Annotated in this window: 23 protein-coding genes; 12 read left to right on the top strand and 11 right to left on the bottom strand. The window is 66.8% G+C overall.

The window, feature by feature from the left end; translation table 11 throughout:
• Positions 1-128: 128 nt before the first annotated feature.
• The 5 genes from FBX97_RS11155 to hutC all read right to left on the bottom strand — a co-directional run bounded on the left by FBX97_RS11155 (position 129) and on the right by hutC (position 3,790).
• Positions 129-398 (bottom strand): type B 50S ribosomal protein L31, encoded by a 270-nt coding sequence (locus tag FBX97_RS11155; RefSeq protein ID WP_141831579.1) that lies wholly within the window; start codon positions 396-398, stop codon positions 129-131.
• Between the two features lie 163 nt (positions 399-561).
• Positions 562-831: a hypothetical protein gene (locus FBX97_RS11160; protein ID WP_141831581.1), complete on the bottom strand. Its 270-nt coding sequence runs from the start codon at positions 829-831 to the stop codon at positions 562-564.
• A gap of 148 nt (positions 832-979) precedes the next feature.
• Entirely contained in the window at positions 980-2,242 is a 1,263-nt protein-coding gene (rho, locus tag FBX97_RS11165) for a transcription termination factor Rho (RefSeq protein ID WP_141831583.1), read from the bottom strand.
• A gap of 139 nt (positions 2,243-2,381) precedes the next feature.
• Positions 2,382-2,708, bottom strand: a complete 327-nt coding sequence (trxA, locus tag FBX97_RS11170) for a thioredoxin TrxA (RefSeq protein ID WP_141831585.1) — start codon at positions 2,706-2,708, stop codon at positions 2,382-2,384.
• Between the two features lie 365 nt (positions 2,709-3,073).
• The gene (gene hutC / locus FBX97_RS11175) at positions 3,074-3,790 is read right to left on the bottom strand and encodes a histidine utilization repressor (protein ID WP_141831587.1); all 717 of its coding nucleotides are present in this window, start codon (positions 3,788-3,790) and stop codon (positions 3,074-3,076) included.
• A 199-nt stretch (positions 3,791-3,989) separates the two neighbouring features.
• On the opposite strand from hutC, the gene ada reads away from it, so the two are divergent.
• The 9 genes from ada (at position 3,990) to FBX97_RS11220 (ending at position 15,899) form a co-directional block, all read left to right on the top strand.
• Complete coding sequence (ada, locus tag FBX97_RS11180) at positions 3,990-5,060, top strand: bifunctional DNA-binding transcriptional regulator/O6-methylguanine-DNA methyltransferase Ada (RefSeq protein ID WP_221631795.1); 1,071 nt, start codon at positions 3,990-3,992, stop codon at positions 5,058-5,060.
• A 109-nt stretch (positions 5,061-5,169) separates the two neighbouring features.
• Positions 5,170-6,843 (top strand): amidohydrolase, encoded by a 1,674-nt coding sequence (locus FBX97_RS11185; RefSeq protein ID WP_141831591.1) that lies wholly within the window; start codon positions 5,170-5,172, stop codon positions 6,841-6,843.
• Between the two features lie 79 nt (positions 6,844-6,922).
• Entirely contained in the window at positions 6,923-8,629 is a 1,707-nt protein-coding gene (gene hutU, locus FBX97_RS11190) for a urocanate hydratase (protein ID WP_141831593.1), read from the top strand.
• Positions 8,630-8,632: 3 nt separating this feature from the next.
• Positions 8,633-10,192 carry a histidine ammonia-lyase gene (hutH, locus tag FBX97_RS11195; RefSeq protein WP_141831596.1) on the top strand — a complete coding sequence of 520 codons (1,560 nt, stop codon included), beginning with the start codon at positions 8,633-8,635 and terminating at the stop codon, positions 10,190-10,192.
• Positions 10,193-10,207: 15 nt separating this feature from the next.
• Positions 10,208-10,996: an N-formylglutamate deformylase gene (gene hutG, locus FBX97_RS11200; RefSeq protein ID WP_141831598.1), complete on the top strand. Its 789-nt coding sequence runs from the start codon at positions 10,208-10,210 to the stop codon at positions 10,994-10,996.
• Positions 10,993-12,378 carry a formimidoylglutamate deiminase gene (locus FBX97_RS11205; protein WP_370457223.1) on the top strand — a complete coding sequence of 462 codons (1,386 nt, stop codon included), beginning with the start codon at positions 10,993-10,995 and terminating at the stop codon, positions 12,376-12,378. Before hutG ends, FBX97_RS11205 begins: the two co-directional genes overlap by 4 nt.
• Positions 12,379-12,460: 82 nt before the next feature.
• The gene (locus tag FBX97_RS11210) at positions 12,461-13,081 is read left to right on the top strand and encodes a HutD family protein (protein ID WP_141831602.1); all 621 of its coding nucleotides are present in this window, start codon (positions 12,461-12,463) and stop codon (positions 13,079-13,081) included.
• 3 nt (positions 13,082-13,084) lie between these two features.
• Positions 13,085-14,326 (top strand): imidazolonepropionase, encoded by a 1,242-nt coding sequence (gene hutI, locus FBX97_RS11215; RefSeq protein ID WP_141831604.1) that lies wholly within the window; start codon positions 13,085-13,087, stop codon positions 14,324-14,326.
• A gap of 22 nt (positions 14,327-14,348) precedes the next feature.
• Positions 14,349-15,899 (top strand): glycine betaine ABC transporter substrate-binding protein, encoded by a 1,551-nt coding sequence (locus FBX97_RS11220; protein WP_141831606.1) that lies wholly within the window; start codon positions 14,349-14,351, stop codon positions 15,897-15,899.
• Positions 15,900-15,923: 24 nt separating this feature from the next.
• On the opposite strand, the gene FBX97_RS11225 is transcribed toward FBX97_RS11220, so the two are convergent.
• The 6 genes from FBX97_RS11225 to FBX97_RS11250 form a co-directional block, all read right to left on the bottom strand.
• Complete coding sequence (locus tag FBX97_RS11225) at positions 15,924-16,166, bottom strand: hypothetical protein (protein ID WP_141831608.1); 243 nt, start codon at positions 16,164-16,166, stop codon at positions 15,924-15,926.
• Between the two features lie 260 nt (positions 16,167-16,426).
• The gene (locus FBX97_RS11230) at positions 16,427-16,927 is read right to left on the bottom strand and encodes a GNAT family N-acetyltransferase (protein WP_141831610.1); all 501 of its coding nucleotides are present in this window, start codon (positions 16,925-16,927) and stop codon (positions 16,427-16,429) included.
• Positions 16,924-17,874: a DMT family transporter gene (locus tag FBX97_RS11235; RefSeq protein ID WP_141831611.1), complete on the bottom strand. Its 951-nt coding sequence runs from the start codon at positions 17,872-17,874 to the stop codon at positions 16,924-16,926. The genes FBX97_RS11230 and FBX97_RS11235 overlap by 4 nt, the downstream gene beginning before the upstream one ends.
• A gap of 90 nt (positions 17,875-17,964) precedes the next feature.
• Positions 17,965-18,426 (bottom strand): glycine zipper 2TM domain-containing protein, encoded by a 462-nt coding sequence (locus tag FBX97_RS11240; protein WP_141831612.1) that lies wholly within the window; start codon positions 18,424-18,426, stop codon positions 17,965-17,967.
• 113 nt (positions 18,427-18,539) lie between these two features.
• Complete coding sequence (locus FBX97_RS11245) at positions 18,540-18,977, bottom strand: DUF962 domain-containing protein (protein WP_141831613.1); 438 nt, start codon at positions 18,975-18,977, stop codon at positions 18,540-18,542.
• Positions 18,978-19,032: 55 nt separating this feature from the next.
• The gene (locus tag FBX97_RS11250) at positions 19,033-19,992 is read right to left on the bottom strand and encodes a LysR family transcriptional regulator (protein WP_141831614.1); all 960 of its coding nucleotides are present in this window, start codon (positions 19,990-19,992) and stop codon (positions 19,033-19,035) included.
• A gap of 123 nt (positions 19,993-20,115) precedes the next feature.
• On the opposite strand from FBX97_RS11250, the gene FBX97_RS29585 reads away from it, so the two are divergent.
• The 3 genes from FBX97_RS29585 (at position 20,116) to FBX97_RS11260 (ending at position 22,503) form a co-directional block, all read left to right on the top strand.
• The gene (locus FBX97_RS29585) at positions 20,116-20,271 is read left to right on the top strand and encodes a hypothetical protein (RefSeq protein WP_185748562.1); all 156 of its coding nucleotides are present in this window, start codon (positions 20,116-20,118) and stop codon (positions 20,269-20,271) included.
• Positions 20,268-21,134 carry an alpha/beta hydrolase gene (locus FBX97_RS11255; RefSeq protein ID WP_141831615.1) on the top strand — a complete coding sequence of 289 codons (867 nt, stop codon included), beginning with the start codon at positions 20,268-20,270 and terminating at the stop codon, positions 21,132-21,134. Before FBX97_RS29585 ends, FBX97_RS11255 begins: the two co-directional genes overlap by 4 nt.
• A gap of 157 nt (positions 21,135-21,291) precedes the next feature.
• On the top strand, positions 21,292-22,503 hold the full coding sequence (locus FBX97_RS11260; RefSeq protein WP_141831616.1) for an efflux RND transporter periplasmic adaptor subunit: 1,212 nt from the start codon (positions 21,292-21,294) through the stop codon (positions 22,501-22,503).
• The last annotated feature ends 1 nt before the right edge of the window (position 22,504 follow it).

Raw genomic sequence — 22,504 nt, forward strand, 5'->3', positions numbered from 1 at the left:
GTAGTATAGGGCACCTCGAAAAACCGGTGCGGGCGGCAGCAAGGTTTGTCGAGGGCAAAAAAAAAGGAAGCCGGCTGGCTTCCTTTTGGAAAGCCCGCAGGCTTCCCGGGTAGTCGAGCCTCGGCGACTTAGCCGTTGGCGACCGAAGTCTTGGAGCCGACCGAACCGAACTTCTGGCGGAACTTCTCGACGCGGCCAGCGGTGTCGACGATCTTGTGCTTACCGGTGAAGAACGGGTGCGATTCAGCCGACACCTCGATCTTGACCAGCGGGTATTGCTTGCCTTCGAAATCGATGGTTTCGCGGGTGTTGATGGTCGAGCGGGTGATGAATTTGAAATCGCACGACAGATCGTGGAAGACGACTTCGCGGTAATCCGGATGGGTATTGGTTTTCATGGTTTTGCCTCGGTTAAGTTGGTAGCCAAAAGGCACTTCGTCGGTCCTACTGCTTCTCGACCCGATTGCCGATCACTTGCCAGGGTTGGGTACTGAACCGGCGATTATAAGCCAGCAGCGTCCCGGAGGCAACCACTGCCGCAGGTGCGGCACAATGGGTGCTTCAGGCGTGCGGCAGGCGCGACAGCACGGTCAGGATCATGCCGCCGAAGCCGATGACCATCGTGATGGCGGTGGCCGCCATCCATTTGCTGAGGTGGGCCGCTTCGCCGTGGATGTCGGCTTTCAGTTCGGCTTTCAGGTCCGACAGATCGGCTTTGTTGGGCAGCATGGTGAGTGTCGTGTCGAAACGGGTTTCGAGGACCGTCAGGCGCCGGTCGAGCAAACCGTTGGCGCGCTGGGCGGGGACATCATGCAATTCATCGGAAGTCATTGGGCTCTCCTGGATAATCTCAACGCGGATTTTCCGGGCTGGACCGCCCCGAGCCTTGACATGTATATATCGTAGCGCAAAAAGCAGAAAAGGCGAGTCGCCTCGCCTTTTCCATGCGGGCACGAGCCCGTCGATCCGGCAGGCCGGATCAGCCGCCGCGACGCATCAGGTCGAAGAATTCGACGTTGTTCTTGGTCGCGCGCATCTTGTCGAGGATGAACTCCATCGCCTCGATCTCGTCCATCGAGTACAGCAGCTTGCGCAGGATCCAGATCTTCTGCAGCTGGTCCGGCTTGATCAGCAGTTCTTCGCGGCGGGTGCCCGACTTGTTCAGGTTGATCGCCGGGTAGACGCGCTTCTCGGCCAGGCGGCGCTCCAGGTGCACCTCCATGTTGCCGGTACCCTTGAATTCTTCGTAGATCACGTCGTCCATGCGCGAACCGGTCTCGATCAGCGCGGTCGCGACGATGGTCAGCGAGCCGCCTTCCTCGACGTTACGGGCGGCGCCGAAGAAACGCTTTGGACGCTGCAGCGCGTTGGCGTCGACACCGCCGGTCAGGACCTTGCCCGAGGCCGGGATCACGGTGTTGTAGGCGCGTGCCAGGCGGGTGATCGAGTCCAGCAGGATCACGACGTCCTTCTTCATTTCGACCAGGCGCTTGGCTTTTTCCAGCACCATCTCGGCGACCTGCACGTGGCGGGTGGCCGGCTCGTCGAAGGTCGAGGCGACCACTTCGCCGCGCACCGAACGCTGCATCTCGGTCACTTCTTCCGGACGCTCGTCGATCAGCAGGACGATCAGGGTGCAGTCGCGGTGGTTGGCGGTGATCGCGTGGGCGATGTGCTGCAGCATGACCGACTTGCCGGATTTCGGCGACGCCACCAGCAGGCCGCGCTGGCCCTTGCCGATCGGCGAGATCAGGTCGACGATGCGGCCGGTGATGTTTTCGGCGCCGTTCATGTCGCGTTCCAGGCGCAGCGGCTCGTTCGGGTGCAGCGGCGTCAGGTTTTCGAACAGGATGCGGTGCTTCGAGGCTTCCGGCGACTCGCCGTTCACCTTGTCCACCTTGACCAGTGCGAAGTAGCGTTCGCCGTCCTTCGGCGTACGCACTTCCCCTTCGATCGAGTCACCCGTATGCAGGTTGAAGCGCCGGATCTGCGACGGCGAGATGTAGATGTCGTCGGTCGATGCCATGTAGCTCGCATCCGGGGAGCGCAGGAAACCGAAACCGTCCGGCAATACCTCGAGCGCGCCGTCGCCGAAAATCTGCTCGCCTTGTTTCGCGCGTTTCTTGAGGATCGCGAACATCAGTTCTTGTTTGCGCAGGCGGGCTGCGTTGTCGATATCCAGGCTGATCGCCATCTCCAGAAGGGCGGAGACGTGCATTGCCTTCAGTTCAGATAAGTGCATGTGTCGGGTGTCCCGTGACGGGAAAGTAAAGGTAGGGGAGGGAACTGCGTGGGTTAATAATTAGGGGGCATCGGAGTCGATCGCCTTCCCGTGCTGAAGAAAGGGCGGCCGCGCGGGCGCGCTGCCGCCGCCTATGGTATCAGATGTTGCTGTCGATGAAGGCCGTCAGCTGGCCCTTGGCCAGGGCGCCAACCTTCTGTGCGGCCGCGACGCCGTTCTTGAACAGGATCAGGGTCGGGATGCCGCGGATGCCGAACTTGGCCGGCACGGCCTGGTTCGCGTCGACATCCATCTTCGCGATCAGCAGCTTGCCGTCATATTCTTTTGCGACTTCTTCCAGGATCGGGGCGATCATCTTGCAAGGACCGCACCACTCGGCCCAGAAGTCGACCAGGACCGGGCGCTCGGACTTGAGCACGTCGGTTTCGAAAGATGCATCGCTGATGTGTTTGATGTTTTCGCTCATGTTTTCCTCAAGGAGAGGTAGGTCACTCAGTTATAGGTTCGCGCCTGAATGGGTCATTGCCGCTGTCGGTTGTCGACAAGCGTCAGCCGGTTCCCGTACTTGTCAGACTTGGTTCGGCAACACAATGGTGGAGGCAGTGTGTGCACTTTTCAAACAGTGGAAGATCTGCAAGAGGACGTCAGGCGGGGATTGGCTGAAATAATAACCTATTTTCCTGAAACGTGTTCGTGAGCTTTGTACAAAAACCTAACACGCCGCCGGGCCCCGGTATCGCAACGGAAGATGAGGCATTATCGCGTACCGACAAGCCCCGTGTGTGATCTGCCGTCAGCTTTTTTTGCAGGCGTGGCGTGCCTGACACTGTTTCAACCGACACTGCCCGTGAACTTGTACAAATCGCCTGGATGCCACATCGTCACCACCGACGCCACCAAGCCGTTCGAGCTGGTCTGGCGCTTCAGCACCAGGCAGGCAGTGCCGGGGGCGATGGCCAGCATCTCGGCCACCTCGCGCGGCGCCGGCAGCGCCTCGATGCTGTAGGTGGCGCCCTGCAGCGGCGCCGCCACCATCAGGTGCTCGTTGGGCGTGATGCGCGTATAGTCCTGCTGCAGGTAGGCGGGGGCGCAGGCCGGGTTGACCCAGCGGTCCTCGACCTGGATCGGGCGGCCGTTTTCCTCGTGCACGATCAGCGAGTGGAACAGCGGCGCACCGGCCGCCACGCCGAAGCGCGCCGCCAGCGCCTCGCTCGCCGCGCCGCTTTCCAGCAGGCGCGGACGGCTGGCGTGGACGTGGCCGCGCGCACGCACTTCGTCGGCGATGTTGCGGATCTCGACCAGCGTGGCCTGGTATTTTTGCGGCGCGACATACGTGCCCGACCCCTGGCGCCGGGTCAGCACCTGTTCGGCGGTGAGCTCGCGCACGGCGCGGTTGACGGTCATGCGCGACACGCCGAACTGGCGCACCAGGGCCTGCTCGGACGGCACCAGGTCGCCTTCCTTCCAGCGGCCCGAGGCGATTTCGCCAAGCAGGTAATCCTTGATACGCTGGAAAATGGGAATGCCAGGTGGCGTGCCCAGTGGCATAGTGTCTTGCGCGGTCTGTCCGTCCAAACTGGTTTCTCCGGGAGCCGGGCCGTTGCCCGGTCTACGTTCTAGTCAGGGCGCATTCTAGCATCGCGGATTTGAAAGCAAGAGCCGGGGTGCCGGGCGCGGCGCGGCTGCGTACCATGCAGGTATGCGCATTCATATCGCGCATTCGTATCCTTATCGGGGGGAGGCAGACATGAACACACAGCAGGAGATGATTGCGGGCGACGACGCGCGCTGGGCCGCGGTCTGCGCCCGCTCGCACGCGGCCGACGGCCAGTTCTATTATTCGGTGCGCAGTACCGGGGTGTACTGCCGGCCCTCGTGCCCGTCACGCACGCCGCGCCGCGCCAACGTCGCCTTCCACGCCAGCAGCCTGGAAGCCGAAGCGGCCGGCTTCCGGCCCTGCCTGCGCTGCCGCCCGCTCGATCCGCCGCTGGCCGAGCGCCAGGCCGCCATCGTGGCCCGCGCCTGCCGCCTGATCGACGCCGCCATCGACGAACCCGACCTGGACACCCTGGCCCGCGCCTGCGGCATGAGCCGCTTTTATTTCCACCGCGTGTTCAAGGCCCATACCGGCATCACGCCCAAGGCCTATGCCGCGGCGCGCCGGGCCGAGCGCCTGCAACGCGAACTGGCGCAGGCGCCCACCGTCACCGCGGCCGCCTACGACGCCGGCTTCCAGTCCAGCGGCCGCTTCTACGCCGCCTCGAACGGCGTGCTGGGCATGACGCCGCGCCGCTACCGTGCCGGCGGCAGCGGCGAAGCGATCCGGTTCGCGGTGGCCGCCTGCTCGCTGGGCGCGTTGCTGGTCGCGGCCACCGGCAAGGGCATCTGCGCGATCCTGCTGGGCGACGACCCCGAAGCGCTGCTGCACGACTTGCAGGAACGGTTTCCGAACGCCGACCTGGTCGGCGCCGAACCCGGCTTCGAGCGCACCGTGGCGCAGGTAGTGTCCTTCGTGGAAGCCCCGCGCATCGGTCTAGACCTGCCGCTGGACGTGCGCGGCACCGCCTTCCAGCAGCGCGTCTGGCAGGCGCTGCGCCAGATCCCGTCCGGCCAGACCGTCAGCTACGCCGAACTGGCCGAACGCCTCGGCATGCCGAAAGCGGCCCGCGCCGTCGCCGGTGCCTGCGCCGCCAACCCGGTCGCCATCGCCATCCCCTGCCACCGCGTGGTGCGCAACGATGGCGCGCTCTCCGGCTACCGCTGGGGGATCGAACGCAAGCGGGCGCTGCTGGACCTGGAGCGGGACGAGAAGCCCTGACGGAAGCGGCCAGTCATGGTTTGACCATTGCGCAAATTTCTATACACTCTGAAGCTTGCTTCGGATCCACAGCCGGGTCCGCCACCTTCAAGTATGGAGAGAGTCAACGATGCGCCTGCGCCAGCTTCCCCTGCAGTGTTCCCTGTTTGTCCTGGCCGCATGCGGCGCCTTGTCCGCGGCCCACGCCGACACCGTGATCGACAACGCCAACGGCTACACGCTGAACGCGAAAGGGGACATCGTCCAGTTCGCATCGATGGCCTTCGACGACAATGGCCGCATCACCGCGGTCGGCACGGCCAAGGAGGTGGCGGCCAGGGCGCCGAAGGCAAAGCACGTCGACATGGCAGGACGCACCGTGCTGCCGGGCCTGATCGACGCGCACGGCCACGTGTTCGGCCTGGGCGAGATGCTGACCCAGCTCGACCTCTCCGGCACCACCTCGCTGCAGCAGGCGCAGGCCGCGATCGCCGAGTACGCGCGTGCCAACCCGGGCCAGGGCTGGCTGCGCGGCCGTGGCTGGAACCAGGAAAACTGGAAGCTGGGGCGCTTCCCGACCGCGAAGGAACTCGACACCCTCGTCAGCAACCGCCCGGTGTGGTTCGAACGCGTCGACGGCCATGCCGGCTGGGCCAACAGCCGCGCGCTGGCGCTGGCCGGCATCACCGATAAAACGCCGGACCCGGCCGGCGGCAGGATCGTCCGCGATGCCGATGGCCATGCCACCGGCGTGCTGGTCGACGCCGCCAAGGAATTGATGCTGAAGGTGCTGCCGCAGCCGACCGAGGCGGAAGGCCGCACGATGCTCGAGAAGTCGCTGCAGAAGATGGCCAGCGTCGGCCTCACCAGTGCCCACGATGCCGGCATCACGGTAAGCCAGGACAAGCTGTACCGCAGCTTCGCCGACCAGGGCAAGCTCACCGCGCGCATCTACGCCATGATCGGCGGCACCGGCCCCGATTTCGACCAGCTGGCCAAGAATGGCCCGCTGAACAGCTACGGCAAGGACATGTACTTCCTGCGTGCGGTGAAGCTGTACGCCGACGGCGCCCTGGGCAGCCGCGGCGCCGCACTGCTGGCCCCGTACAGCGACGACCCGCACTCGCACGGCCTGCTGTTCCACTCGAACGAAGAGATCGACACCATGATCGGCAAGGCCATGAAGAAGGGCTACCAGGTCAACGTGCACGCGATCGGCGACGCCGGCAACCGCCAGATCCTCGACGCCTTCGCCAAGGAGATCAAGGCCAACCACACCGAAGCGCAGCGCAACCGCATCGAGCACGCCCAGATCGTCACGCTCGACGACATCCCAAGGTTCAAGACCATCGGCATCGTGCCGTCGATGCAGCCGACCCACGCGACCTCGGACAAGAACATGGCCGAGACCCGCGTCGGCCCCGAGCGCATCAAGGGCGCGTATGCCTGGCGCACTTTCCTGCAGCAGGGCTCGCGCATTGCCTGCGGTTCCGACTTCCCGGTCGAGGCGCCGAACCCGTTCTACGGCATCCACGCCGCCGTCACGCGCCAGGATGCCGGCGGCAATCCGATCGCCGGCTGGTATCCGGAGCAGGAGATGTCGCTGAAGGAAGCCTTCCGCTGCTTCACGCTGGATGCAGCCTGGGCCGGTCACCAGGAACAGAACCAGGGTTCGCTCGAAGTCGGCAAGTACGCCGATTTCATCGTGATCGACCGCGACCTGTTCAAGATGACGCCCTACGACATCCATAAAACTGGCGTGCTGGAAACCTGGGTCGCCGGCCGCCAGGTCTACCGCAAATAAGCAGCCAGCGGCTTGCAAATATGGATTGACGGTGTTGTATAGACAACCTAGACTGCTCTGGACATTCCGAGGAGCCGCCATGAGCCAAGCCGCGCCGCTGCAGGACCCGCGTTTCGATCCGTCGCGTACGATCCAGGCCCCGCGCGGCAGCCAGCTGCATTGCAAGAGCTGGCTGACCGAAGCGGCTTATCGCATGTTGCAAAACAACCTGGATGCGGAAGTCGCCGAGAATCCGCAGCACCTGGTGGTCTACGGCGGCATCGGCCGCGCCGCGCGCGACTGGGCCTGCTACGACCGGATCCTGGCCTCGCTGCGCGAACTGGAAGACGACCAGACCCTGTTGATCCAGTCCGGCAAGCCGGTCGGCGTGTTCCAGACCCACCCCGATGCCCCGCGCGTCCTGCTCGCCAATTCCAACCTGGTGCCGAAGTGGGCCACCTGGGAACACTTCGACGAACTCGATCGCAAGGGCCTGTTCATGTACGGCCAGATGACGGCCGGCAGCTGGATCTACATCGGCACCCAGGGCATCGTGCAGGGCACCTACGAAACCTTTGCCGAAGCCGGGCGCCAGCACTTCGGCGGCGACATGGCAGGCAGGTGGATCCTGACGGCCGGACTGGGCGGCATGGGCGGCGCCCAGCCGCTGGCGGCCAGCTTCGCCGGCGCGGTCTCGCTGACCGTCGAGTGCCGCCAGAGCAGCATCGATTTTCGCCTGCGCACGCGCTACCTCGACAAGCAGGCGCGCGACATCGACGAGGCGCTGGCCATGGTCGCCGTGCACAAGGCGAGAAGGGAAGCCGTCTCAATCGGCCTGCTCGGCAACGCCGCCGAGGTGCTGCCGGAACTGGTGCGGCGCGCGCAGGGCGGCGGCCTGGTGCCGGACCTGGTCACCGACCAGACCTCGGCCCACGACCTGGTCCACGGCTACCTGCCGCTCGGCTGGACGCTCGCGCAGTGGCAGGCCACCCAGCAGGACCCAAGCCAGCACGCAGCCTTGAAGCAGGCTGCTGCACAAGCCTGCGCGACGCACGTGCGCGCCATCCTCGACTTCAAGGCGCTGGGTGCGCAGGCGGTCGACTACGGCAACAACATCCGCCAGGTCGCGCTCGACCAGGGCGTGCGCGAAGCCTTCGATTTTCCCGGCTTCGTGCCAGCCTATATCCGCCCGCAGTTCTGCGAGGGCAGGGGGCCGTTCCGCTGGGTGGCGCTGTCCGGCGACCCCGAGGACATCCATAAGACCGACGCCAGGATCAAGGCGCTGTTCCCGCAGCACGCGCGCGTGCACCGCTGGCTCGACATGGCGCGCGAGCGCATCGCCTTCCAGGGCCTGCCGGCGCGCATCTGCTGGCTCGGCCTGGGCGAGCGCCACCTGGCCGGCCTGGCCTTCAACGAGATGGTGCGCACCGGGGAGCTGAAAGCACCGGTCGTGATCGGGCGCGACCACCTCGATACCGGTTCCGTCGCCAGCCCGAACCGCGAGACCGAAGCCATGCTTGACGGCAGCGATGCCGTGTCCGACTGGCCGCTGCTGAACGCAATGCTGAACACCGCCGGCGGCGCCACCTGGGTGTCGCTGCACCACGGCGGCGGCGTCGGCATGGGCTATTCGCAGCATGCCGGCGTCGTCATCGTGGCCGACGGCAGCGCTGCCGCCGACAAGCGCCTGGCGCGGGTGCTGGTGAACGATTGCGCCTCGGGCGTGATGCGCCACGCCGATGCCGGCTACGAACTCGCCATCGAGACCGCCAAAAAGTACGGCCTGACATTACCGATGATTAAATAAGTCATGAATCACGAAACACCCCAGCACCTGACCCTCCAACCCGGCGCCCTGAGGCTGTCCGAGCTGCGCGCAGCCTGGCAGGCGCACGGCCCGCTCACGCTGGCAGCGCAAGCCTACGCCGCCATCGAAGCCTCGGCCGCCGCCGTGCAGGCGATCGTCGCCAAGGGCGACCCGGCCTACGGCATCAACACCGGCTTCGGCATCCTGGCCAAGCGCCACATTCCGCACGAACAGCTCGAACAGCTGCAGCGCAACCTGATCCTGTCGCACGCGGTCGGCACCGGCGAACTGCTGCAGGACGAGGTGGTGCGGCTGATCCTGCTGACCAAGATCGGCAGCCTGGCGCGCGGCTTTTCGGGGGTGCGCCCGCTGATCGTCGACACGCTCATCGCCCTGTACAACGCCGGCATCATGCCCGCGATTCCGGCGCAGGGTTCGGTCGGCGCATCGGGCGACCTGGCGCCGCTGGCCCACATGACGCTGGCCATGCTGGGCGTGGGCCAGGTGCGCATGCATGGGGCATTGATCGAGGCGCGCGAGGCGTTGGCCGCCGCCGGCATCGAACCGGTGGTGCTGGCGGCCAAGGAGGGCCTGGCACTGATCAACGGCACCCAGGTTTCCACGGCCCTGGCCCTGCACGGCCTGTTCCTGGCCGAGCGCCTGCTCGAGGCGGGCATGGTGACGGGCAGCCTGTCGCTCGACGCCGCACGCGGCAGCGACGCCCCGTTCGATCCGCGCGTGCACGCCGTGCGCGGCCAGCCGGGCCAGATCGCGGCGGCCAGGATCTACCGCGCACTGGTGGCCGGCAGCGCGATCCGCGCCTCTCACCTGGTCGGCGACGAGCGCGTGCAGGACCCGTACAGCCTGCGCTGCCAGCCGCAGGTAATGGGCGCCGTGATGGACCTGATTGCCCAGGCCGGGCGCACCCTGCTCATCGAATCGAATGCCGTTACCGACAACCCCCTGGTGTTCCTGGAGGACGGCATCCCCGCCATCATCTCGGGCGGCAACTTCCACGCCGAGCCGGTCGCCTTTGCCGCCGACACGCTGGCCCTCGCCATCGCCGAAATCGGCGCGCTAGCCGAACGCCGCATCGCGCTGCTGATCGACGCCACCCTGTCCGGCCTGCCGCCCTTCCTGGTGCGCGAGCCGGGCGTGAATTCCGGCTTCATGATCGCCCACGTCACCGCTGCCGCGCTGGCCTCGGAAAACAAGTCGCTGGCCCATCCTGCCAGTGTCGACAGCTTGCCGACCTCGGCCAACCAGGAAGACCATGTCAGCATGGCGACCTTCGCCGCGCGCCGCCTCGGCCAGATGGCGCAGAATACCGGCGTCATCGTCGGCATCGAGCTGCTGGCGGCGGCGCAGGGCATCGAGTTCCACCGGCCGCTGGCCAGCTCGGATCATCTCGAGCACGTGCACGCCGCGCTGCGCCGGCGCGTAGCACCATTCGACGAAGACCGCTTCTTTGCGCCCGACATCGAGGCGGCGCGCAGGATGGTGATGGAAGGCGAACTGTCGGCCGCATGCAAGGACCTGTTCGCCGCACTGCATACCGACTGAGAGGGAGGGGCTGCGATGGATTTCAGGTTCACACCGGGGTCGACGCCGATGCTGCTGTCGATTCCCCACGGCGGTACCGACCTCCCGGACGAGCTGGCCGGCCACTACGCGCCCAGCGCCGCGGCGCGCGCCGATACCGACTGGCACCTCGGCAAGCTGTACGACTTTGCCGGAGAGTTGGGGATATCGGTGCTGGCGGCACGCTGGTCGCGCTACCTGATCGACCTGAACCGCCCGCCGGAAGACAGCAACCTGTATCCGGGCCAGGACACCACCGGCCTGTGCCCGGTCGACACCTTTGCGCGCGAGCGCCTGTACCTGCCCGGCCACGAGCCGGACGCCATCGAAGTTGCGCGCCGCCTGGCGCGCTACTGGCAGCCCTATCATCGCCAGCTGCAGGCGGAACTCGAGCGCCTGCTGGCGCTGCACGGGCGCGTGGTGCTGTGGGATGCGCATTCGATCGCATCGAGGGTGCCGCGCTTCTTCGAGGGCCGCCTGCCGGACCTGAACTTCGGCAGCGCCGACGGCACGTCCTGCTCGCTGCAGCTGCAGGGCGCGATCATGCAGGTCGCCGCGGTCCAGGACCGCTTCTCCTTCGTCTTCAACGGCCGCTTCAAGGGCGGCCACATCACGCGCCGCTACGGCGACCCGGCGCGCGGCGTACACGCGATCCAGCTCGAGATGTGCCAGTGCCTGTACATGGATGAAGCGCCGCCTTTCGATTACCGTCCCGAAGCGGCGGCCCGGGTCCAGCCGCTGCTGCGCGAACTGATGGGAACGGCGCTGGAATGGGTCCGCATGTGAACCGGCCAGGTGCCGCGCTGTTTGCCCGCCATGCGCTGCTGGCCGATGGCTGGCGGCGCGACGTGCTGATCGCGTGGGATGGCGCCGGCGACCTGGTGCGGGTCGAGCCGGATGCCGTCGCCGCGGCGGGTAGCGCGCAGGCGGATTACGTCCTGCCCGGCATGATCAACCTGCACTCGCACGCCTTCCAGCGCGCACTCGGCGGCCTGACCGAGCGGGCGGGCGGGTCTGGAAACGGCGACCCCGACAGCTTCTGGACCTGGCGCGACCTGATGTACCGCTTCGCCAACCGCATCACGCCCGAACAGGTGGAGGCGGTGGCGGCGCAGCTGTACGTGGAATGCCTGCGCCACGGCTATACCACCGTCTGCGAATTCCATTACCTGCACCGCGACACAAACGGCGCCGCCTACGCCGATCCGGCCGAGACGGCGCGCCGCATCGCCGCCGCGGCAGGCGCTGCCGGCATCGGCCTGACGCTGCTGCCGGTGATGTATGCCTACGCCGGCTTCGGGGAAGCGCCCTTGCAACCCGAACAGCGGCGCTTCCGCAGCGACCCGGCGCTGGTGCTGCGCATCGCCGAGGCGCTCGACGGCCTGCGCAGCCCGCAGCTGGAAGTCGGCGCCGCGCCGCATTCGCTGCGCGCGGTCGCGCCCGGCCAGCTGAACGAACTGGCGCGGGCACTGCCCGCCGGCCGGCCGCTGCACATCCACATCGCCGAACAGGCACTCGAAGTGCAGCAGTGCCTGGACGCCAGCGGGCGCCGTCCGGTCGAATGGCTGCTCGATCAGGCCGAGATCGACGCGCGCTGGTGCCTGGTGCATGCGACCCATTTGTCGGAAGGGGAGGTGGCGGCGCTGGCCCTGAGTGGCGCCGTGGCCGGCCTGTGTCCGACCACCGAGGCCAACCTGGGCGACGGCCTGTTCCCGCTGGCGCCCTACCTCGCAGCCGGCGGACGCTTCGGCATCGGCAGCGACAGCCATGTGTCCCAGAGTCCGGTCGAGGAATTGCGCTGGCTCGAATATGGCCAGCGCCTGCAGCACGGGCGGCGCAACATCGTGGCCGGCCCCGGCCGGCGCGACGTCGCGGCCGGCCTGTGGCAGGGCGCCTTGCTCGGCGGCGCCCAGGCCAGCGGACGCCGCCTGGGCCTGCTGGCACCCGGCCGCCGCGCCGATTTGCTGGTGCTGGACGGCGCGCATCCGAATCTCGACGGCGCCGCGCCCGGGGATGTGCTCGGCCGCTTCTTGTTCTGCGGCAACGACAACCTGGTGCGCGACGTGCTGGCCGGCGGCCGCTGGACCGTGCGCAACGGCCGCCATCCAGCCCAGGACGCCATTGCCGCCCATTACAAGACTGCATTGCGCCAGTTGCGCGAATCGTAAGGCCTGGGGTTTAATCACTGCAGTTCGATCCCGCGCTGACGTTGGACTAAAGACGTCGAGATAATTTTGCTGAGGTAATGCAATGACGATGCTGATTCCGTTTGCAGGCTTGTCGCCGGTCCCGTGGAAAAACGGCGCCGGCAGCACGACCGAGATTGCCGTGTTCCCGCAGGACGCCGGCTTCACCGACTTCGACTGGCGCGTGAGCCTGGCCACCATCGGTGCCGACGGCCCGTTCTCGGTCTTTCCCGGCGTCGACCGTACGCTGGCCCTGGTCGAAGGCCATGGCGTGACGCTCGACATCGACGGCGAGCCGGCCCTGGTGTCGGCGGCCGAACCGGTGGTCAGCTTCGAAGGCGATGCGCGCGTCAGCGCCAAGCTGAATCGCGGCACCACCACCGACTTCAACGCGATGACGCGCACCGACCGCTGCTACCACAGCTTCGGCCGGCGCCGCCTGGACGGCCCCTCGACCTTCGTCGCGCGCGCCCCGGTGACCGTGCTGTTCCTGGCCGAGGGCGAGAGCCTGGAATTGAGCAGCGAGGACGAGCGCATCGCCATGGTGCGCTATGACGCCATGCTGCTCGACCAGGGAACGGTCTGGAAGCTGGACGCAGGGCAGGGCACGATCTTCATCGTCGACATCCATTACTACGACGACGAGGACGACCTCGACAACGAAGACGGCCACTATGACGACTGAGCCATGGTGACGGAAGCCGCCGACCTGCTGTTCACCAACGTGCGCCTGGCCACGATGGTGGACGGGGTTGGCGACGTGCAGGATGCCGCGCTGGCGGTATGCGGCGACCGCATCGCCTGGCTCGGCGCGCGCCGCGACGCGCCGCCGGCGGCCGCCATCCACGACTGCGGCGGCGCCTGGATGACGCCGGGGCTGGTCGACTGCCACACCCACATCGTCCACGCCGGCGAGCGCGGCGGCGAGTGGGAAGCGCGCCTGAACGGCGCCAGCTACGAAGACATCGCGCGCGCGGGCGGTGGCATCCTGTCTACCGTGCGCGCCACCCGCGCCGTTTCCGAAGACGCGTTATTGCACCAGAGCCTGCCGCGCATCCGCACCCTGCTGGCCGAGGGCGTGACCACGCTCGAGATCAAGTCCGGCTACGGCTTGAGCCTGCTTGATGAAGCGAAGATGCTGCGCGTGGCGCGTCGCATCGGCACGGTGCTGCCGGTGAGCGTGCACACCACTTTCCTCGGCGCGCACGCGCTGCCGCCCGAATTTGCCGGCCGTGCCGACGCCTACATCGACGAAGTCTGCGAGCGCATGCTGCCGGCGCTGGCGGCCGAAGGCCTGGTCGATGCGGTCGACGCCTTTTGCGAGCGCATCGGTTTTACGCACGCGCAGACGGCGCGCGTGTTCGCCGCCGCGCGCCGGCTCGGCCTGCCGGTCAAGCTGCATGCCGAGCAGCTGTCGGACCAGGATGGGGCGGCGCTGGTAGCGGATTACGGCGGGCTGTCGGCCGACCATCTGGAATACCTGTCGCCCGCGGGCGTGGCGGCGATGGCGCGTGCGGGTACGGTGGCGGTGCTGCTGCCGGGCGCTTATTACTTCCTGCGCGAATTTGCGAACGAAGCGCGCATGCCGCCGCTGGACGCGCTGCGCGCCGCCGGTGTGCCGCTGGCGCTGGCCACCGACTGCAATCCCGGCACCTCGCCGCTGACCTCCCTGCTGCTGGCGATGAACCTGGCCTGCACGCTGTGGCGCATGACGCCCCTGGAAGCGCTGCGCGGCTGCACCGTGCACGCGGCGCGCGCCCTGGGCCGCAGCGACATCGGCACGCTGGCGCCGGGCATGCGCGCCGACCTGGCGCTGTGGGACGTGGCGCGGCCGTCGGACCTGGCGTATGCGCTGGGCGCGCGGCCATGCCGGCTGGTGGTCCACGGCGGCGTGCCGCGGGCGCCGGACACCATGATCGGGTATGCTTGAGCGCTCGATCGATGGAGCTCGTATGCGTCGCGTTGCCCTGCTGGTGCTGGCCTGGACCGGCCTGCTTTTCCTGACCCCGGCAGGCGCCGCGGACGTGCTGCGGGTCGGCTCCAAGCGTTTCACCGAGTCCTATATCCTGGGCGAGATCCTCACCCGAACCGCCGCCACGGCCGGTCCCGCCGAGCACCGCCAGGGCCTCGGCAACACCGCCATCGTGCTGGCGGCGCTGCGTTCGGGCGACATCGATGTGTACCCGGAATACCTCGGCACCATCGACCTCGAGATCCTCAAGAATCCGCAGCCGACCACGATCGACCAGATGCGCGCGGCGCTGCAGCCGCTCGGCCTGGGCGTCGCCGTGCCGCTCGGTTTTTCGAATGGCTATGCACTGGCCATGCGCGGCCGCGATGCGGGCGGTCCCGGCATCGCGCGCCTGTCCGACCTGGCGCGCCGGCCGGACCTGCACATCGGCCTGTCGCATGAATTCCTGGGCCGCGCCGATGGCTGGCCGGGCTTGGCGCGGCGCTACGGCCTGCCGCAGACGCCGCGCGGCCTCGACCACGGCATCGCCTACGAAGCGCTGGCGCAGCGCCAGATCGACATCACCGACATCTACTCGACCGACGCCAAGATCCGCCAGTACGGCCTGCGCGTGCTGGACGACGACCTGCACTACTTTCCGCGCTACGACGCGGTGCTGCTGTACCGCCTCGACCTGCCGCGGCGTTTTCCGGCAGCCTGGCGTGCCATCGGTGCGCTGGAAGGGCGCATTTCAGCAGATGCCATGATCGGGATGAATGCGGCGGCGGAACTGGACGGCGCAAGCTTTGCGGCGATCGCCAAGGACTGGATCGCGAAGCACGCGGGCATTGAACGCGTGGACGGGAAACCCGTCCACGCTACCCATGACACAAGCGCTCCGGCAGGCGCCGGCGTTCGACGCGACGGCCTGCTCGCCAAAACCTTCGGCAACGGCTTCGCCACGCTGGCGCGCCAGCACCTGCTGCTGGTGGGCGCCGCCGTGCTGCTCGGCAGCCTGGCCGGCGTCCCGCTCGGCATCCTGGCGGCGCTGGTGCCGCGTTTGCGCCAGGTGGTGCTGGCGCTGGCCGGCATGCTGCAGACCGTGCCTTCGCTGGCCCTGCTGGCGATATTGATTCCGCTGCTCGGCCGCATCGGCACGGTGCCGGCGCTGGTGGCGCTGTGCGCCTATGCGCTGCTGCCGATCGTGCGCAATACCTGCACCGGCCTGCTGCAAGTGCCGGCCGGCTTGCGCACGGCGGCGCTGGCGCTGGGCCTGACGCGGACGCAGGCCCTGCTCGCCGTCGAACTGCCGCTGGCGGCGCCGGTGATCCTGGCGGGCGTCAAGACGGCGGCAGTGATGAGCGTGGGCACGGCCACGATCGCCGCCTTCATTGGCGCCGGCGGCTTCGGCGAACGCATCACGACCGGGCTGGCGCTGAACGACAACGACATGCTGCTGGCCGGCGCCATTCCGGCGGCCTTGCTGGCGCTGCTGACCCAGGCCGGCTTCGAGACAATCGAACGCCTGCTGGCACGGCGCAGAAGCCGCTGAAACCCGGCACGGAACGGAGGCACGCTACAGCGATTGCAGCCGCGAACGCATCGCGGAGATGTCCCGGTGCAGCAGACGCTCGGCCTGGAAGTCGTTGGCGCGTTGCGCCGCGATCGTGTGCAGGCAGCGCGTGCAGGCGTCGAGCCGATAACGCAACCAGATCCGCAGGCACGACCGGTAGATCCATTCGGCGGCCCCATGATGCGGCCGTGCAGGGGCGTGGGGTTTGAAGCCGGGTTTAAAGCTGAGTCTGGCGCTCGTTTTCATGGTGATCCCTCGTTTGGAAGACCCATTCTCATGCACGGCGCGTTGTTGTATTTGTGATCACTCAAGCGTGCGCAAGCAGAAGACGCTTGACTAATCTTAGTGTTCTGTTACCGAGGTAAGCATTTGTAAGGAACGCCCTGAGCGGGTAGGCCGGGGCTTATATTGGGGGCCGTTGGATTCAAGTCTCCCCTCCCCATCCTGACGAATGGGTTACCCACGGCGCTGCGAGCAGCCCGTGGGTTTTTTCTTTGGAGAAGCGCTCAGTCCTGCGCCAGCGCCGTCAGCGGTGCGCCGGTCACGCGGCAGATGCGCCAGTCGGGCAGCAGCTCGGCGCCCATGCTCTTGTAGAAATCGATGGCGGGCGTGTTCCAGTCCAGCACCGACCACTCGAAGCGGCCGCATTCGCGCTCGACCGCGATGCGCGCCAAGTGCTTCAGCAGGCGGCTGCCGTAGCCCTTGCCGCGGTGGGCCTGGCGCACGTACAGGTCTTCCAGGTACAGGCCGCGGCGCGTCAGGAAGGTCGAGAAATTGTGGAAGAACAGGGCAAAGCCGACCACCTCGCCATCGGCTTCGGCAACGATCGCCTCGGCGCCCGGACGCGCACCGAACAGGCCGTCGTGCAGCAGGGCTTCGCTGCTGACCACCATGTGCTCGAGTTTCTCGAACACGGCCAGTTCCATGATCATCGAATGGATGGGGACGACGTCGGCCGGGGTGGCGGGGCGGATGGCGAAGCTGGCGGTGATGGTGGATGCAGTCATGGCGTTTCGATTGGATTGTTCAGTTGGACTTCGGTTTCACTGTGGAGCACGGGTTTGGCTGCGGGTGCGCGCAGGGCCCAGGCGACGCTGCCCAGGCAGACCGCCATGCCCAGCCATTCGACCGGGCCAGGGCGGTAGTGTTCGAGCTTGATCGACAGCAGCACCGAGATCACCGGCGTGATCACGCCGATGTAGACGGCCTTGTTCGAGCCGATGCGGTTGATCAGCGTGAAGTAGCAGATGAAGGCGACCACCGAGCCGAAGATCGACAGGTGCAGCAAGCCCAGCACGTAGCTCGGCGCGCGCGGGATGATGAATTCCTGGCCGGTCGCCAGGCACCAGATGGCCACCATGCAGGTGCCCCAGAACATCGACCAGCCGGTGGTCAGCATCAGGTTGTTCGATTGTTCGCGCACCTTGCCGACCACGATGCTGCCGGCCGAGCTGGCGATCGAGGCGCCGATGCCCAGTACCAGCCCGAGGATGAAGTGCCCCTGGCCGCCCTGGCTGATGTCATGCAGCGCGCTCTCGATCGAATGCCAGAACAGCAGGGACACGCCGGCGATCGCGGCCACGCCGGCGCCCCAGGTACGGTGCGCGATCGGGGTGCCGAAGGCGAGGCGGGCGCAGATCGGCGTCCAGAACACCATCAGCGCAAACAGCACCGCCACCAGCGCCGACACCACGAACTGCTCGGCGTTGTAGGTACACACATAAGACAGGCCGAACGTGAAGAAGCCTTGCAGCAGGGTCCAGCGCTGGACGCGCCAGGGCAGGCGCAGCCTGTCGCCGCGCAGCAGGCACCAGGCGAACAGCGTGCCTGATGCCAGGGCAAACCGGTAGACGACCGAGACCGCGGGCGGGACCTCCCCCAGTTGCAGTGTGATGGCCCAGAAGGTGGAGCCCCAGATCAGGGACGCAATGGTGAAGAGGACGTAGGATGGCATCGCGAAAGTATACGTGCTTTCGTGATATCCATGGGGCATCGATTACGGCGCCGTCCTGCGCACGCGACAGGACGGCGCCGGGCGCTACACTCAGTGCGTCACGCGCGTCGTATAGCCGTTGCTCAGCAGGCGCACCCGTTCGCCTGGGCGGAACATCTCGTCGGCCAGCTGCGTCACCGAACGCAGTTCGCCATTCTCGAGGCGCACGGTGATCTCGAAGCCGGGGCGGTTGTTGGCCTTGTTTTCGAGGCGGTTGCCGATGATGCCGCCGGCCACGGCACCGAGGATGCCGACCGCGGCCGAGCCGTTGCCGCTGCCGATCTGCGAGCCGCCCAGGCCGCCGAGGGCGGCGCCGGCGACGGTGCCGGTACCGCTGTCCGGATTGGCGATGGTGACGTTGCGGACCGATTCGACGGTGCCCAGGCGGACCGTCTGTTCGTTCTGGGTCTGGTAGGCGCTGTACACGCTGCCCGATTCGGGCGGGGTGGCGCAGCCGGCCAGGATGCCGGCAAAAGCGAGGGCGAAGGGGAGAGTAAGCGCGCGGCGGTTCATGATGTGCTCCGATCAATTCATTGTGTTCAGCAGATGATGTCAGATTACGCTTTTCACAAGAGCCGGCGCGCAATGCAGTGCTCGCTTATGCGAGCTGGATCAATCGGTCAGGCTCAATATGCCAGATTAAGCCGCCGGTAGAGAAAACCCAGCACGAACAGCGGCCCGATCAGCAGGAAACGCACATCGTCCAGGAACGAGGGTTTCTTGCCTTCGATCTTGTGGCCGATGAACTGGCCGATCCATGCCACCACGAAAATGGCGATCGACAGCGGCAGCACCGTCAGCGGCGGCATCAGCGACAACAGGCTCATCATGAGCAGGAACAGCGCCAGCATGCCGACCGCAAACGGCATCGACAGCCGGCCGTAGTAGGCGAGCGCGGCCAGCCCGGCCATCCAGGCCAGCAGCGGGTGGATGCTCCACAGGATCCCCAGCAGCGTGAACACGATCAGGGGCACGCACACGAAGTGGATCAGTTCGTTGGTCGGGTTGCGGTGGCTGTCGGCGTACTGCGCGAGCAGCACGTCGATCGGGCGCGGCTGGGCCATGGCTGTCTCCTGCTGAGTGTTCTCTTATTAGTGAGAAAGATTCTACACCCGCAGATCACGCCGTCACCGCCTCCGCGTCGCTTACCGGCTCCAGCCGCGGCACGGCCCCGATCTGCATGTGCGGATGGCGCGCAAACAGCTCCGCCACCCACTCGACGAACACGCGCACCTTGGCCGACATGTGGCGGTTCTGCGGATACACGATGTGCACCGGCAGCGGCTTGCTGGCCCAGTCGCCCAGCACCCGCACCAGGCCGCCGCTGGCCACGTGCTTCTCCAGCAGGTAATCAGCCATCTGGATGATGCCGAGGCCGGCAAGGCCGGCGCGCACGTAGCCATTCGAATCGTTGAGCGCGATCACGCCCGGCATCGGAATCTCGATGGTTTCGTCGCCGCGGTGGAAGTCCCAGTCGTAGGTCTTGCCGGTCTTGGCCGAGAAATAGTTGACGCAGCGGTGGCGGTCGAGGTCGCGCGGATGGCGCGGCATGCCGTGGCGCGCGATGTAGTCGGGCGAGGCCGCGGTGACGAAGTTGATCACGCCGACGCGGCGCGCGATCAGGTTGTCGTCGAACAGGTCGCCGCCGCGGATCGCGCAATCGACGCCTTCCTCGATCAGGTCGACTGGGCGGTCGGTGCTGCCCAGCTCCATCAGGATGTCGGGATAGCGCTCGAAGAAGGCGGGCAGGGCCGGGATCAGGATTTCGCTGGCCAGCCCGGTGGCCATGTCCACGCGCAGCCGGCCGCTGGGCGACAGGCGGGTGCGCGACAGCGATTCCTCGGCGTCGCGCACGTCGGACAGGATGCGGATGCAGCGTTCATAGTAGGCGGCGCCGTCGGTGGTCACCGTCACCATGCGCGTGGTCCGGTGCAGCAGCTTGGCCGACAGCGCCGTCTCGAGCGACTGCACCAGCGTCGATACCGTGGCCTTGGGTAGTTGCAGCATCTCGGCCGCGCGCGTGAAGCTGCCGGCATCGACCACCTGCACGAAGACTTCCATTGCCTGCAATTTGTTCATCGACCGACCTCATCTGTAGCGATTGTTCAGGAATCTGAATAATGGATTCGCGATTGCTCTATTTATCAGATTCTAGTTGAAGTCTATAGTCTCGTTACGGTCACCATAAAAAAGGAGCAGGTCATGAAAATTCATCTCGAGAGTATCGGCCCCGCCGTGGCGCTGATCCTGGGCGTGGTGCTCATGGCCGTGCTGGTCCTCAGCGACGCGTATGTCCATGGCGCCGGCGCCGAGGCGCGCGGCTACCAGGCCCTGTTCGCCGTCGGGGGGGCGCGATGATCGCGCTGCACCCGGCGATCGAACGCCTGCGCGACGATACCCTGGTCGTGCGCGAGCTGGAAGTGGACGGCTTCGAAGGGCCGCTGGCCGCGCGCCTGTACAAGGCGGCGCGCGAGGGCAAGCGCGAGGTGCTGGTGGTGTTCTTCCACGGCGGCGGCTTCGTCGACGGCGACCTCGATCATTCCGACAACTTCCTGCGCCATCTGGCCGAAGCCGGCAACGCCCCGATCGTGCTGGCTTCCACCTATACGCTGGCACCCGTGAAACCCTTCCCGGCGGCGGTCGAGGATGCGCATGCGGTACTGATGTGGGCCCGGAAGAACAAGGCCAAGCTGGGCTGGAACGGCAAGCGCCTGCTGGTGGCCGGCATCGAAGCCGGCGCCAACCTGGCCGCCGTCAGCAGCCTGATGGCGCGCGACCGCGGCGCCCCGCAGGTAGCGGGCCAGATCCTGGTCATGCCGATGCTCGATCCCGGCCTGTCCACCTGCTCGATGCGCGAGATGCCGACCGGCGTCGGCGCCGCCAAGGTCGTCAACGAGTGCGCCGCCGCCTACCGCGGCTACCTGCCGCATCCGGCTGACCGCAGCCACCCGTATGCCTCGCCGCTGCAGTCGAGCCGCATGAAGAACCTGCCGCCGGCCCTGATCCTGTCGGCCGAGGACGACCCCTTGCGCGACGAGGCCGAAGCCTATGGCAAGAAACTGATCGATGCAGGGGTGCCGGCCACGGTCCGGCGCATGTCTGCAGCGCGCCTGCAGGAACCGAATGCGCGTAACGAATGTGCCTGCCAGGCACATGCCTTGAGCGAAATCGCCAACTTCATTGCCGGACTCGACCAGGACAAGCTTCCTGCCGGCTGTTGATCCCACAGATCAGCGTTTTTCAATAAATAAACCATAACAAGCTGCCCCGGCAAACGGGGCAGCGGAGACCTGTCTTTTCCTGCAAAAGCCCGGAAAGGACTGCTTTCGTCCAAGCATTAACAAGTTATTAATAATTTTCCAAAAACGAGAGGGCAACATGAAAACGATGCATCAATTGAAGACAGCGGCACGACCGCTGGTGCTGGCGCTCGGGGCGGCCGGCGTGGCCATCCTGATCGCCGGCTGCTCCGATGCCACCGGCAAGGCCGATGCGCCGCCGGCCCAGGCTGCTGCCGGCGGTCCGCCGGTGTCGGCCGCCGCCGTGATCGAAAAGCAGGTCGCCGAAACCCAGGAATTCTCGGGCCGGCTGGAAGCGGTCGAGCGCGTCGAGATCCGTCCGCGCGTGTCCGGCTTCATCACCGCCGTCAACTTCAAGCCGGGCGCCGAAGTCAAAAAAGGCGATGTGCTGTTCGTGATCGACGCGCGTCCCTACCAGGCCGAAGCCGACCGCGCCGACGCCGCCGCCAAGTCCGCACGCGCCAAGACCGAACTGGCGCGCGTCGAACTGGCCCGCGCCGAGCGCCTGCTGGGCGATAAAGCCATCGCCCAGCGCGAATACGACGAGCGCGCATCCGGCCTGAAGGAACTCGACGCCACCGCGCGCGCCTTCGATGCCCAGGCCCAGACCGCGCGCCTGAACCTGTCCTATACCCGCGTCGTCTCGCCGATCGACGGCCGCGTCTCGAAGGCCGAGATCACCCTCGGCAACCTGGTCGATGCCTCGAACGTGCTGACCTCGGTGGTGTCGCTGGATCGCATCTACGCCAGCTTCGACGGCGACGAGGAAACCTATCTGCGCGTCAGCAAGGATGCGCATGCCGGCCGCGCCGTGGCGGTGAACGTCGGGCTGGCCGGCGAAGAAGGCTTCCCGCACGAGGGCAAGCTCGAATTCGTCGACAACCAGCTCGACAGCCGCACCGGCAGCGTGCGCATGCGCGCCACCTTCGACAACAAGGACCGCGGCATGGCGCCGGGCCTGTTCGCGCGCGTGCAGATCGGCGGCGGCAGCCCGAAAAACGCACTGCTGATCACCGACCGCGCCGTCGGCACCGACCAGAGCCGCAAGTTCGTGTTCGTGGTCGACAAGGACGGCAAAGCCGAGTACCGCGCAGTCACCCTGGGCCCGGTCATCGATGGCCTGCGCGTGGTACGCAGCGGCCTGAAGCCGGGCGAGAAGATCGTCGTCAACGGCCTGCAGCGGGTGCGTCCGGGCGCCCCGATCACGGCGCAGACCGTGCCGATGGTGGCCAGTACCGGTGCGCCAGCGGCGAAGGACGGCGCCAGGATCGCCATGGCAGAGACCAAGTAAG

This window comes from Herbaspirillum sp. SJZ107, from assembly GCF_006715485.1.
Lineage (GTDB): Bacteria > Pseudomonadota > Gammaproteobacteria > Burkholderiales > Burkholderiaceae_D > Telluria.